General features: G+C 68.2%; 13 protein-coding genes. 4 read left to right on the forward strand and 9 right to left on the reverse strand.

Annotated features, from left to right (window positions below; genetic code table 11):
- Nucleotides 1-43: 43 nt before the first annotated feature.
- From E5S66_RS05025 to ccoN, 6 genes are read right to left on the reverse strand one after another with little or no spacing between them, the layout of a single operon-like run.
- Nucleotides 44-1588, reverse strand: coding sequence for a 4Fe-4S dicluster domain-containing protein (locus tag E5S66_RS05025; RefSeq protein ID WP_138348081.1), 1545 nt, complete (start codon nucleotides 1586-1588; stop codon nucleotides 44-46).
- 6 nt (nucleotides 1589-1594) lie between these two features.
- Entirely contained in the window at nucleotides 1595-1888 is a 294-nt protein-coding gene (locus E5S66_RS05030; protein ID WP_038052538.1) for a hypothetical protein, read from the reverse strand.
- A complete protein-coding gene (gene ccoP / locus E5S66_RS05035) occupies nucleotides 1885-2820 on the reverse strand; it encodes a cytochrome-c oxidase, cbb3-type subunit III (RefSeq protein WP_138348083.1) in 936 nt (311 codons plus the stop codon). Before ccoP ends, E5S66_RS05030 begins: the two co-directional genes overlap by 4 nt.
- Complete coding sequence (locus E5S66_RS05040; protein ID WP_083960914.1) at nucleotides 2817-2990, reverse strand: CcoQ/FixQ family Cbb3-type cytochrome c oxidase assembly chaperone; 174 nt, start codon at nucleotides 2988-2990, stop codon at nucleotides 2817-2819. The genes ccoP and E5S66_RS05040 overlap by 4 nt, the downstream gene beginning before the upstream one ends.
- A 4-nt stretch (nucleotides 2991-2994) precedes the next feature.
- The gene (ccoO, locus tag E5S66_RS05045; RefSeq protein ID WP_028838527.1) at nucleotides 2995-3609 is read right to left on the reverse strand and encodes a cytochrome-c oxidase, cbb3-type subunit II; all 615 of its coding nucleotides are present in this window, start codon (nucleotides 3607-3609) and stop codon (nucleotides 2995-2997) included.
- A 9-nt stretch (nucleotides 3610-3618) separates the two neighbouring features.
- The gene (gene ccoN / locus E5S66_RS05050) at nucleotides 3619-5058 is read right to left on the reverse strand and encodes a cytochrome-c oxidase, cbb3-type subunit I (RefSeq protein WP_028838528.1); all 1440 of its coding nucleotides are present in this window, start codon (nucleotides 5056-5058) and stop codon (nucleotides 3619-3621) included.
- A 178-nt stretch (nucleotides 5059-5236) separates the two neighbouring features.
- On the opposite strand from ccoN, the gene E5S66_RS05055 reads away from it, so the two are divergent.
- Together E5S66_RS05055 and E5S66_RS05060 are read left to right on the forward strand one after the other, a co-directional pair.
- Complete coding sequence (locus tag E5S66_RS05055; RefSeq protein ID WP_138348085.1) at nucleotides 5237-6007, forward strand: helix-turn-helix domain-containing protein; 771 nt, start codon at nucleotides 5237-5239, stop codon at nucleotides 6005-6007.
- 64 nt (nucleotides 6008-6071) lie between these two features.
- Nucleotides 6072-7307: an MgtC/SapB family protein gene (locus tag E5S66_RS05060; RefSeq protein ID WP_138348087.1), complete on the forward strand. Its 1236-nt coding sequence runs from the start codon at nucleotides 6072-6074 to the stop codon at nucleotides 7305-7307.
- 70 nt (nucleotides 7308-7377) lie between these two features.
- Here E5S66_RS05060 and E5S66_RS05065 read toward each other — a convergent pair whose 3' ends face one another.
- From E5S66_RS05065 to nirK, 3 genes are read right to left on the reverse strand one after another with little or no spacing between them, the layout of a single operon-like run.
- On the reverse strand, nucleotides 7378-7962 hold the full coding sequence (locus E5S66_RS05065; RefSeq protein ID WP_138348089.1) for an SCO family protein: 585 nt from the start codon (nucleotides 7960-7962) through the stop codon (nucleotides 7378-7380).
- Between the two features lie 11 nt (nucleotides 7963-7973).
- Nucleotides 7974-8768, reverse strand: a complete 795-nt coding sequence (locus E5S66_RS05070) for a formylglycine-generating enzyme family protein (protein ID WP_138348091.1) — start codon at nucleotides 8766-8768, stop codon at nucleotides 7974-7976.
- Between the two features lie 4 nt (nucleotides 8769-8772).
- Entirely contained in the window at nucleotides 8773-10299 is a 1527-nt protein-coding gene (nirK, locus tag E5S66_RS05075) for a copper-containing nitrite reductase (RefSeq protein WP_212745322.1), read from the reverse strand.
- Between the two features lie 283 nt (nucleotides 10300-10582).
- Here nirK and E5S66_RS05080 point away from each other — a divergent pair, with 283 nt between their 5' ends.
- Together E5S66_RS05080 and E5S66_RS05085 are read left to right on the forward strand one after the other, a co-directional pair.
- Nucleotides 10583-11710 carry an alginate export family protein gene (locus E5S66_RS05080; protein ID WP_246037150.1) on the forward strand — a complete coding sequence of 376 codons (1128 nt, stop codon included), beginning with the start codon at nucleotides 10583-10585 and terminating at the stop codon, nucleotides 11708-11710.
- Complete coding sequence (locus tag E5S66_RS05085; RefSeq protein WP_246037151.1) at nucleotides 11707-11925, forward strand: DUF2249 domain-containing protein; 219 nt, start codon at nucleotides 11707-11709, stop codon at nucleotides 11923-11925. Before E5S66_RS05080 ends, E5S66_RS05085 begins: the two co-directional genes overlap by 4 nt.
- Nucleotides 11926-11933: the final 8 nt, after the last annotated feature.

Consider the following 11933-nt stretch of genomic DNA (forward strand, 5'->3'; position numbering starts at 1 on the left):
CGCGGGCCGCTGCGGGAAGCGCAGCAGTTCGCAACGATGAGGGTTACATGGGGCCAAAGAACGTGCTGTCAACGCGCGCCTTGGCACTGCCGTCGTCGGCCTCGATCACGAAGACCAGCGCGTGGCGGCCGCGCAGGGTGGCGGGCGCGCCCACCTCGACCGCCTGCGACACCACTTCGCCGGCCGGCACGCGCACGTCCAGCGGCGCATCCTTGAGCACCAGCGAGGCGGCGTCGGCTGATTCGATCCGCACCCGGTAGCTGCGGTCGGCGTCGGTCTTGTTGACCAGCTTCAGGGTGTAGCCGTTGGCGGTGCGGTCGCCCTGCTGCTGGTACAGCGCATTGCGGTCGCGCAGCACGTCGGCGATCAGCGGGCTGCGGTTGAACACGCCCCAGGTCCAGGCCCCGACCAGCGCAGTGAGCAGGAAGCCATAGACGAAGATGCGTGGGCGCAGCACCCGGCCGGAATTACCGTCCAGCGCGTGCTGGGTGGTGTAGCGGATCAGACCGTGCGGCATCCCCATCTTGTCCATGACGTCGTCGCAGGCGTCGATGCAGGCGCCGCAGGCGATGCACTCGTACTGCAGGCCGTTGCGGATGTCGATGCCGACCGGGCAGACCTGCACGCACATGGTGCAGTCGATGCAGTCGCCCAGCTCCTCGGTCTGGAACTTCGGCAGCGGCGCGGCATCGGTGCCGTCCAGCATCACCGTGCCGGCGGCCTGCAGCCGCGACGCAGCGGCGCTGGGATGCTTGCTGGCGCGGAACACATAGTCGTAGGCGGTGCGCACGTCGAGCAGGCCGCGCGCGCGTTCGAGCACGCTGGCCAGGCCCTTCTTGCGCGGGCCGCGCGGCTCGCCGCGCATCGGGTCGTAGGCGATGATCAGGGTGTCGCGGTCGAACATCGCGCTCTGGAAGCGCGCGTACGGGCACATGTACTTGCACACCTGCTCGCGCAGGATGCCGGCGTTGCCCCAGGTGGCCAGCGAGTAGAACAGCACCCAGAACAACTCCCAGCCATTCCAGTCGAACGGCAGCAGGCGCGCGCCCAGGCTGGCGATGGGGGTGAAGAAGCCGACGAAGGTGAACCCGGTCCACAGCGCGAACAGCAGCCACAGCAGGTGCTTGCCGCCCTTGCGCAGGATCTTTTCCCGATTCCACGGGCCGGCATCCAGCTTCATCCGCTTGGCGCGGTCGCCTTCGGTCCAGCGTTCCATCCACAGGAAGCACTCGGTCCACACCGTCTGCGGGCAGGCGTAGCCGCACCACAGGCGGCCGGCCAGCGCGGTGGTGAAGAACAGGGTGAAGGCCAGGATCATCAGCAGCAGCGCCAGCAGGCTGAAGTCCTGCGGCCAGAAGGTCAGTCCGAACACGTGGAACTTGCGCGCCGGCAGGTCGAACAGCACCGCCTGGCGGCCGTCCCAGTTCAACCACGGGAACAGGTAGTACATCCCGAGCAGCCAGAACACCGCCAACTTGCGCAGGCGGTCGAAGCGCCCGGAAACGTCGCGCGGATAGACCTTCCGCTCGCTCACATAGACGGAATCGCCGCCGGAATCCAGCAGGTCGATGTCGATGCGTTTGCTCACTGCCTGTTACCTGGTGCTGGGTCCGTTGAAGCGGCTGGAAGGCCGCAGCAGGATCCAGGTGAAAAGGCTGGACGACGCCGTCGCCAGCCAGAAGGTGAAGAAGCCGATGCTGTAGCCCAGCCCGCGGGTGATCGCCAGGCCGGGGAAGGTCAGGTCACGCAGTTCCAGCGGATCGATGAAGGCGAAGAACACCATCGTCGCCACCCCGGCCGCGAAGAAGCTGGGCCACAGGATGGCCCCGATCCGCTGCGCCATCGGGCGCGGCGGATGGTCGAAATCCGGGGTGGTGAACGAGGTCATTGCTGGGTCTGGGCGCCGGGTTTGGCCTGGTGGGAGAGCGACCAGACATAGGCCGCGACCAGGCGTGAACGGGTATCGCCCAGTATTTTACCCCACGCCGGCATCACCCCATGGCGACCGTCGCCGATGGTGACCCGCAGCGCTTCGCGGCCGTCGCCGTACAGCCAGTAACCGTCGGTCAGGTCCGGCGCGCCGACCTTCGCATCGCCCTTGCCGTCCTTGCCGTGGCAGGCCACGCAGACGCCCTCGTACAGGGTCTTGCCACGGGCCGCGGCGTAATCGTTGCGGTTGCCGCCGGCCGGCTCGCCCAGCTGGTGCACGTAGGCGATCACGTAGTCCACCGCATCCGGGCCGCCCATGCCCTGCAGCACCTTGCCCCACGGCGGCATCACGCCTTCGCGGCCTTGCACCACCGTGTGCAGGATCTGCTCGGGTGCACCGCCCCAGTGCCAGATGTCGTCGGTCAGGTCGGGATAACCCACCGCGCCCTTCGCCGACGAGCCGTGGCAGGTTGCGCAGGTGTTGGCGAAGATCGACTTGCCCAGCTTGAGCGCCTGCGGATCGCGCGCCAGCGCATCGATCGCCAGGCCCTTGTAGGGAGCGAAGGTCTGTTCCAGCCGCGCGTTGGCGACGGCTGCCTGGCGGTCATGTTCGCCCTGCGAGCTCCACTTGCCGAAACCCTGGTAAGTGCCGAAGCCGCCGTACCAGAACAGGTAGCCGAAGGCGAACACGATGGCGATGTAGAAGCCGTTGATCCACCAGCGCGGCATCGGCTTGTTGTATTCGGTGATGTCGCCGTCCCAGTAGTGGCTGGTGTCTTCCGGCTTGGGATCGCCGGGGCGGCGCTTGGCCGTCCACCACAGCAGCCAGGTGACGCCCAGCAGGTTGAACAGCACCAGGATGATGACGTACCAGTTCCATGCGGTGGTCATGCCTTCGTCCTCCCGTTGTCGCCGGCCAGGGCTTCGCCCGCCGGCACGCCGTCATCCACCGCCAGTCGCGCGGTGGCGTCGAAGCCGCTGCGCAGGCGCGGCTGCCAGGCCCAGACCCACAGGCCGACGAACAACAGCAGCAGCAGCGTTGTCACGATTCCGGAAATCATCTGCTCAGTTCCCCCGCGGCGCGTGCTTGCCGAGGCCCTGCAAATAGGCCACCAGCGCATCCAGTTCGGTCTTGCCGTCGACGGCTGCCGGCGCGGCCGCGATCTCGGCGTCGGTGTAGGGATCGCCCAGGCGCTTGAGCGCGCGCATGTGCGACTGCACGGTGACGCCGTCCAGGGTGTTCTTCTGCAGCCACGGGAACGACGGCATGTTCGATTCCGGAACCACGTCGCGCGGATTGATCAGGTGCACCCGGTGCCAGTCGTCGGAGTAGCGGCCGCCGACGCGGGCCAGGTCCGGGCCGGTGCGCTTGGAACCCCACTGGAACGGACGGTCATAGACCGATTCGCCGGCCAGCGAATAGTGGCCGTAGCGCTCGGTTTCGAAGCGCAGCGTGCGCACCATCTGCGAGTGGCAGTTGTAGCAGCCTTCGCGGACGTAGACGTCGCGCCCGGCCAGCTCCAGCGCCGGGTACGGCTTGACCCCCGGCAGCGGCTTGATCGCCTCGGCCTGGAACATCAGCGGGACGATCTCGGCCAGGCCACCGAGGGAGACGGCGACGGCCACCAGCACGGCCAGCAGGCCGATGTTCTTCTCGAGTTTCTCGTGTGCGATTGCCATGTCTTGTCCTCAGCCCTGCGCTTCGGCGACGTCGGGTGCCATGACCGGATGTTCGGCAACGCCGGACGCCATCTTCCAGGTCTTCCACATGTGCCAGCCCATCAGGCACATGCCGGACAGGATCAGCAGGCCGCCCAGCAGGCGTCCCAGGTAGTAGGGATAGGTGGCGACCAGCGACTCCACGAAGCTGTAGGTCAGCGTGCCGTCGGCGTTGGTGGCGCGCCACATCAGGCCCTGGGTGATGCCGGCGATCCACATCGAGACGATGTAGAACACCACGCCGATGGTGTGCATCCAGAAATGCGTGTCGATCAGCTTGGTCGAGTACATCCCCGGCAGGCCCAGCAGGCGCGGATACAGCGCGTACAGCGAGCCGATCGAAATCATCGCCACCCAGCCCAGGGTGCCGGCGTGCACGTGGCCGACGGTCCAGTCGGTGTAGTGCGACAGCGAGTTGACCGTCTTGATCGACAGCAGCGGGCCTTCGAAGGTGGCGATCATGTAGAAGCTGATCGCCACGATCAGGAACTTAAGGATCGGGTCGGTGCGCAGCTTGTGCCACACGCCGGACAGCGTGAGGATGCCGTTCATCGCGCCGCCCCAGCTGGGCGCCAGCAGGATCACCGAGAACACCATGCCCACCGACTGCGCCCAGTCCGGCAGCGCGGTGTAGTGCAGGTGGTGCGGGCCGGCCCACATGTAGATCGAGATCAGTGCCCAGAAGTGCACGATCGACAGGCGGTAGGAGTAGATCGGGCGCTGCGCCTGCTTGGGCACGAAGTAGTACATCATCGCCAGGTAGCCGACGGTGAGCAGGAACGCCACGCCGTTGTGGCCGTACCACCACTGCGCCATCGCATCGACCGCGCCGCTGTAGACCGAGTACGACTTCCACAGCCCGGCCGGCATCACCAGGTTGTTGACGATGTGCAGCAGCGCCACCGCGATCACGTAGGCGCCGTAGAACCAGTTGGCGACGTAGATGTGCTTGACCCGGCGCTTGACGATGGTGCCGAAGAACAGCCAGCCGTAGGCCACCCAGACGATCGCGATCAGCAGGTCCAGCGGCCACTCCAGCTCGGCGTATTCCTTGCTCTGGGTGATGCCCAGCGGCAGGGTGATGACCGCGCCCAGCATCGCCGCCTGCCAGCCCCAGAACACGAAGCTGGCCAGCTTGTCGGAAATCAGCCGCACGTGGCAGGTGCGCTGCACCACGTACAGCGAGGTGGCGAACAGCACCGAACCGCCGAACGCGAAGATCATGCCGTTGGTGTGCAGCGGCCGCAGCCGGCTGTAGGTCAGCCACGGGATGTCGAAATTGAGGGCGGGCCAGTACAGCTGCGCGGCGCAGAGGACGCCGACGGCCATGCCGACGATGCCCCAGAACACGGTTGCGACCGCGAACTGGTGCACCACCTTGTCGTTGTAGGTGCCGGTGATGGCTTGCATGCGGGTCTCCGGAGTGAACATGAACATGCTAGTCAGGCCTCGAAGATCGGGGCTTGACGTGGGTCAAATTGATGGGGTCTATCGCAGTCGTGGCGGGCGGTGTAAGCCGGGCAACTGGTGGCAGGATCAGCGATAATTGTAGCCCTAGCCTTCCCGATTTGCAGGCATTCGCAAAGTCATGAGCGACCCGATCCCGCTGAATCTGGCACGACTGCGGCGCACCTGCGCGGAATGCTCGTTGCAGATGCTGTGCCTGCCCGCGGGTGTCGACGCGGAAGATCTCGGCAGGCTGGACACGGTGGTGCAGCGGCGCAAGCCGCTGGCCAAGGGCGAAAGCCTGTATCGCACCGGCGATCCGTTGCGGGCGGTGTTCGTGGCCAGCGAAGGCAGCTTCAAGACGGTGGTGGTGAACCCGGCCGGCGAAGAGCACGTACTGGGCTTCCACCTGCCGGGCGAGCTGTTCGGGCTGGATGCCATCGGCAGTGGCCAGCACCGCTGCGAAGCGGTTGCGCTGAGCGATTCGCGGGTGTGCGAGCTGCCGTTCTCGCAGCTGGCGACCATCGCCGCCAAGCTGCCCAGCCTGCAGCAGCAGCTGCTGCGCGTGATCGGCCAAAGTGCGGATCGCGACCATGACCACGTCGACGTGCTGTCGCGGCGCCAGGCCAGCGAGCGCATCGCCCTGTTCCTGCACGGCCTGAGCGAGCGCTACCGGCGCATCGGCCGGCCCTGCGACGACTTCCAGCTGCCGATGAGCCGCGACGAGATCGCCCGCTACCTGGGGCTGGTGCTGGAAACCGTCAGCCGCGGTTTCAGCCGCCTGCACGAGGACGGGGTGATCGAGGTGCGCGGCCGGCGGGTGCGCATCGTCGACGAAACGGCGCTGTGCCTGGCCGCCAACGGCGGCAGCGATGGGGCGAGCCCGCAGCCGCGCAAACGCGACCGCGCCTGATCGATAGCGGCGGCGTCTCCGCGCCGGGCTTGCCGGCCGGCGGGGGTTCCGCGAAGCTGCATCAATGATGGCGGACCTGGACATCCTTCGCGGCCTGGCAGTGGCGCTGGGCCTTGGCTTGCTGGTGGGCGTGGAGCGCGAGCGCCGGCGCGCCGACGACGGCCACGACGTGGCCGGGGTGCGCACGTTCGCGCTGATCGCGCTGGCCGGGGCGATCGCCGAGCGCATCGGCGGCATCGGCATCGCGCTGGGCGGCGCGTTCGTGGTGCTGGCGGCGCTGGCCGGCTACCGCGCCAGCCGCGGTCGCGATCCCGGTCTGACCACCGAAACCGCGATGCTGCTGGTATTCCTGCTGGGCGTGCTGGCGATGCGCGAGCTGGTGCTGGCGGCGGGCCTGGGCGTGGCGGTGACCCTGCTGCTGGCGATGAAGACCCGCGCCCACCACTTCGTCCATCAGGTGCTGACCGACCAGGAGCTGCACGACGCGCTGCTGCTGGCCGCGGCGGCCACCGTGGTGCTGCCGCTGCTGCCGGATCGCGCCATCGATCCATGGGCGGTGCTCAATCCGCGCAAGCTGTGGCTGCTTGCGGTGATCGTGATGGCGATCAGCGCGCTGGGCCACATCGCCAAGCGGGCCTATGGCGCACGCACCGGGCTGATGCTGGCGGGCTTCGCCGGCGGCTTCGCGTCCAGTGCGGCCACCATCGCCAGCATGGGCGCACGCGCCCGGCGTGAACCGGCGCTGGCCAGCGCCTGCGCGGGCGCAGGGATGATTTCCAACATCAGCACGGTGGTGCAGCTCGGCGTGGTGGTGGGGCTGATGTCACCGCCACTGCTGGCGCGGCTGTGGCCGGCGCTGCTGGCATCCGGGCTGGCGGTGACGGCCTTCGCGCTGGTTGCGGCGCGCGCCGCGCGCGACGTGCCGGCGGACCTGCAGGCGCCGGAAGGGCGCGCTTTCGAGCCCAGGCAGGCGCTGCTGTTCGTGGCGCTGCTGGCAACGGTGATGCTGGTCGCGGCGTGGTTGCAGGCGTGGCTGGGCGAGGTCGCGCTGGGGGCGGTGATGGCGGTGTCGGGCCTGGCCGATGCGCACGCCGCGGCCGCCTCGGCGGCGCAGTTGGTAGCCGCCGGACGCATCGAAGCCGACGTTGCGCTGACCGGGATTGCGCTGGGGCTGGCGACCAATTCGGCCACCAAATTTGGCCTGGCCTGGGCCAGCGGCGGGAGAGCTTACGCGCTGCGGCTGCTGCCCGGCATCGTCGCCATGCTGCTGGCCTTCATGCTGACGCTGCGGTTGAGCTGAAAAAGGCGCGGCCGAAGCCGCGCCCTGTGCCGTCTGTATTGCCAGTCCCGCTGCGCGGGACCGAGGTGGCTCAGCCGCCCACGGCCTTGCGCACCGCGGCAACGAAGTCCGGGTCCGGCTGGGTGCCGATCTTCTCGGTGCGGGCGAGGATGCGGCCGTTGGCGTCGACCAGGATCAGCATGCTGCTGTGGTTGAACTCGCCGTCGGCCAGCTGGCGGTAGCGGACGCCCAGCACCGCGGCCACCGAACGCACGTCGTTCGCGGGCGGCGCGGCCAGCGTCCAGCGGTTCAGATCCAGCTTGCGCTGGTCGACCACCTTCTTCAGCGCGGCAGGATTGTCGCGGGCCGGATCCATGCTGACCAGCAGCACATCCAGTCGCTTCTGCTGGGCCGGGGTGAGCTGGCGCTCGACCGCTTTGCCGGATTCGATGATCAGCGGGCAGATGTACTGGCAGGAGGTGTAGAACATCGACACCAGCCGCGGCTTGCCGCGCAGCGTGCGCCAGTCGCGGGTCTGGCCCTGGCTGTCGGTCAGCGGCAGCGGCAGCTGGTAGATCGAATCGCCTGGCAGCGGCGGGGCGGGCTGGCCTGCGACAGCCAGATTGGCGAAGCCGAGCAGCACGGTGGCGGCGAGGCCGCGCAGCAGGTGTTTCATTGAAGGCATTGTCATGGTGCGCTCCTGGCGCAGCGGAAGCCCATGTTGGCGGTGGCATCGCGGCCTTCGAGCGAAGACAGCATCGCCACCCGCATCATCACCGCGTAGTTCTCGCGGTCGTCCATCGACAGCGCGCCGGCGCCGCAGAACTTGCCCTTGTCGGGGTCGCCCTGGGTGCGGTTGTCGCTGTCGACCATCAGTGAGGAAGCGTCCTCGGTCCATTCCCAGACCAGCCCGTGCAGGTCGTGCACGCCGTAGGTGTTGGGTGCCTGCATGCCTACCCTGGGCAGGGCTTCCCGCGACGAGCGCGAGTACCAGCCGAGGATGCGTTCGCGCCAGGCGGGATCCTGGCGGGCATCGGTATGGGTTTCATCCGCCGCGGCGGCGTATTCCCATTCGTTCCAGGTCGGCAGGCGCCCGCCCAGCCAGCTGCAGTAGGCATCGGCCGCGAACCAGCTGACCCAGACCACCGGGCGGTCCGGCAGCGCATTGGGGCCGAGCGTATCCGGCCCGGCCCAGTGCGAGAGGTAGCGGGCTTCGGCGAACACGCTGGACACCCGGTCGCGCCGCCACTCCGGATGGCGCTTCAGGAATGCCTGGAAGTCGGCGTTGGTCACCGGCTTGCGCATCAGCGCGAACGGCTTGATGCGCACGCCGTTCTTGGCGTCCTCGTAGCGCAGTACCGACTTGAACTGGCCGCCCGGCAGCCCGGCATACCGCCCCGCCACCACGCCGGCCGCGAGGCCGGCGAGGGGCAGGACGACGAGGCCCAGAACGAGAAGCGGGGCGGTCAGTCGTTTGCGCATGGCCTTAGTGACCGTCCGAGGCGTTGGCCGGCTTGGCGGCGCGGGCGGCGGCGGCTTCGGCCTTGCTGACCTGGCCACCCGGGTTGCCCCAGCTGTTCAGCACGTAGGTCGCGATGTTGGCCACTTCGTCATCGGTCAGCTGGCTCATCGGCGGCATGTTGGAGTTGTAGTCCTTGCCGTTGACCTTCACCGGGCCGACCAGGCCGTGCAGGATGATCTCCGGCACGCGCTTCGGATTGGCCTTGATGTAGTCCGAACCGGCCAGCGGCGGGAACACGCCTTCCATGCCCTTGCCGTCGGCGCCGTGGCAGGTGGAGCAGGTGCCGGCGAACACCACCTTGCCGGCCGCGATCTGCTCGTCCTTGGTCAGGGTGCCGGCCTTGGCGGAGGCAGCGGCCACCGATACCGGGGCGCGGCTGGTGCCGGCGACCTGGTCACCCAGATAGACCGCATCCACTTCCTTGCCCGAGTAGATGTCCTTGCGCTCCTTGCCTTCGGCCTGGAGGATCGCCAGCGCGCCCTTGTTGAAGGCGCGGAAGATGCTGTGGTCGACCAGCACGTAGCTGCCCGGCACTTCCATGTGGAATTCCATCATCGCCGCACCGCCGGCCGGGATCAGCGTGGTCTGCACGTTCTCCTGGAAGCGGGTGCCGCCTTCGTACCAGACCTTGTCGAAGATCTCGCCGATGACGTGGAAGCTGGACACCAGGTTGGGGCCGCCGTTGCCGACGTACAGGCGCACCTTCTCGCCGGTCTTGGCCTTGAGCGCCTTGTCGCCGGTCATCGAGCCTTCCATGCCGTTGAACAGCACGTAGGTCGGGTTCTCGTCGATGGCCTTCTCCATGTTGAAGCCCTGGTGGCCCTTCTCGCGGTACTTGCCGGTGGTGTAGAAGTCGCCCTGCATCACGTAGTACTCGCGGTCGACCTTCGGCAGGCCTTCCGGCGGCTCGACCAGGATCAGGCCGTACATGCCGTTGGCGATGTGCATGCCGACTGGCGCGGTGGCGCAGTGGTAGACGTACAGGCCGGCATTGAGCGCCTTGAAGCTGAAGCGGCTGACATGTCCGGGCGCGGTGAAGCTGGCCGCGGCGCCGCCGCCGGGGCCGGTGACGCCGTGCAGGTCGATGTTGTGCGGCATCTTGCTGTCCGGCATGTTGCGCAGGTGGAATTCCACCGTGTCGCCCTGGCGCACGCGGATGAAGCTGCCGGGGACGGTGCCGCCGAAGGTCCAGAACGTGTAGCTCACGCCTTCGGAGATCTCCATGTCCTTCTCGACCACGTCGAGCGAGACGATCACCTTGGCGGGCGCGCTGCGGCCGGTTGCCGGCGGCACCAGCGGGGGCGAGGTCAGCACGGCCTGGACCGGCTCGCCTACCGGCGGACCGAAGTCGCCCTTGGCGGAACCGCCGGTTTCGTCCTGGTGGACGGCGCCGTTCGGGGCCGGGTTCGGCTGCTCGATGCGGCAGGCTGACAGGCCCAGGGTGGCCGCGACGGCCAAGGCCAGGGTGGCATACCGGACTGCGGGTTTCATGTTGTGTTTACCTTTCTGGAGTGATGTGTCGTTGTTGGCGGCAAGCATCGTTCGTCGACGGGGTTTCTGATGTTGATCCAAATCAAAACCGGCGGGCGGCTGGCGGGCGGTCACGCCACCTCTTGACCTGCATCAACATGCGGCCCGTGTGAAGCGCAGAACCTTGCGCCATGCACCCTTTCCCGGCACCCGCATGGCGAACCATACACGAGTGATTTGCATTCTTGTCATTGCGCTGACAGCGGGCTTTCCGCTGCATGCGTCGGAGCCTCCGAAAGCGGCGTTGGAATGGGATTTGCGCCTGCGCCACGAGCAGGTGGGGGACGCAGGTTCCAGCCGCGATGCCAACGCCAGCACTGTGCGCCTGCGCGCCGGTTTGAGGCTGGCCCCCGCGGCCGGCTGGACCGTGCTGCTGGAAGGCGAAGGCGTGGCCGGCGCCGGCAGCTACAACAGCGGCGCAAACGGCAAGGCGGCGTACCCGGCGGTGCTGGACCCGACCGGCGCCGAACTCAACCAGGCCTGGGTCAGCTGGCGGGGCGCGCAGGGCGGTTTCACCGCCGGCCGGCAGCGCATCGCGCTGGACAACCAGCGCTGGGTGGGCGCCGTCGGCTGGCGGCAGAACGAGCAGAGCTTCGATGCGCTGGGCGCGCAGTGGAAGCCGCGCGCGGACCTGGCGCTGCAGTACTACTGGCTGGACCGCGTACACCGGGTCGCCGGCGACAAGGCGATCAACCGGCTGGCGCGCGAGCGCGACCTCGACAGCCATCTGCTCAACCTTGCGTGGAAGCGCGGCGCGCAGCAGCTGGTCGGTTATGCCTATCTGCACGACGACCGCGATGTGGCCGCTGCTTCCACCGCTACCTATGGCTTGCGCTGGAGCGGCGCCGCCGGCAATGGCGGGCAGGGCTTGGGCTGGACCGCGGAATACGCCCGGCAGACCGACCATGCGCGCAACCCGGCCGATTTCAGCCTCGACTACTGGCTGCTGGAACCCAGCTGGACCCGCGGCAAGACCACCCTGCGCGCCGGCTGGGAGCGGCTGGGCAGCAATGGCATGGTGGCGGTGCAGTCGCCGCTGGCCACCCTGCATGCGTTCAACGGTTGGGACGACCAGTTCGGCACCACCCCGGCAAAGGGGCTGGAAGATCGCTATCTGGGCGCGAGCGGCAAGTTCGGCAGCGGCCGCCTGGACGACAGGCTGGGCTGGGCGCTGGCCTGGCACGACTATCGCGCCGACGTCGGCGGCCTGCGCTACGGCCGCGAGTGGAATGCTTCGCTGGGCTTTCCGCTGCCCGGCGGCCTGAGCGGGCTGGTCAAGCTGGCCGACTATCGCGCCGATGGGTTTTCGCGCGACAACCGCAAGCTGTGGCTGCAGGTGGAATGGCGCGGCACGCGGGCGCTGGCGCCATGAAAACACTGGACCTGCGCGCGCTGCCGGCGCCGGAACCGCTGCTGCAGGCACTGGCCGCGGCCGATGCGCTGCAGCCGGGGCAGGCGCTGGAGGTGTTGACCCCGCTGCTGCCGGCGCCGCTGCTGGAGGCGCTGGAATCGCGCGGCCTGCACTGGCGCGCCGAGCCGTGTGTGGATCACGGCACCTGGGTGGCGATCCTGCGCCCCGCTGCCTGATGTCGGTG

The sequence above is a fragment of the Thermomonas fusca genome (genome assembly GCF_005862345.1).
Taxonomy (GTDB): domain Bacteria; phylum Pseudomonadota; class Gammaproteobacteria; order Xanthomonadales; family Xanthomonadaceae; genus Thermomonas; species Thermomonas fusca.

Excerpts from the sequence above, each read along its gene's own strand:
- E5S66_RS05030 (WP_038052538.1), bottom strand. The coding sequence starts at position 1,888 with ATGACCTCGTTCACCACCCCGGATTTCGACCATCCGCCGCGCCCGATG.
- ccoP (WP_138348083.1), bottom strand. The coding sequence starts at position 2,820 with ATGACCACCGCATGGAACTGGTACGTCATCATCCTGGTGCTGTTCAAC.
- E5S66_RS05040 (WP_083960914.1), bottom strand. The coding sequence starts at position 2,990 with ATGATTTCCGGAATCGTGACAACGCTGCTGCTGCTGTTGTTCGTCGGC.
- ccoO (WP_028838527.1), bottom strand. The coding sequence starts at position 3,609 with ATGGCAATCGCACACGAGAAACTCGAGAAGAACATCGGCCTGCTGGCC.
- ccoN (WP_028838528.1), bottom strand. The coding sequence starts at position 5,058 with ATGCAAGCCATCACCGGCACCTACAACGACAAGGTGGTGCACCAGTTC.
- E5S66_RS05055 (WP_138348085.1), top strand. The coding sequence starts at position 5,237 with ATGAGCGACCCGATCCCGCTGAATCTGGCACGACTGCGGCGCACCTGC.
- E5S66_RS05060 (WP_138348087.1), top strand. The coding sequence starts at position 6,072 with ATGATGGCGGACCTGGACATCCTTCGCGGCCTGGCAGTGGCGCTGGGC.
- E5S66_RS05065 (WP_138348089.1), bottom strand. The coding sequence starts at position 7,962 with ATGAAACACCTGCTGCGCGGCCTCGCCGCCACCGTGCTGCTCGGCTTC.
- E5S66_RS05070 (WP_138348091.1), bottom strand. The coding sequence starts at position 8,768 with ATGCGCAAACGACTGACCGCCCCGCTTCTCGTTCTGGGCCTCGTCGTC.
- nirK (WP_212745322.1), bottom strand. The coding sequence starts at position 10,299 with ATGAAACCCGCAGTCCGGTATGCCACCCTGGCCTTGGCCGTCGCGGCC.
- E5S66_RS05085 (WP_246037151.1), top strand. The coding sequence starts at position 11,707 with ATGAAAACACTGGACCTGCGCGCGCTGCCGGCGCCGGAACCGCTGCTG.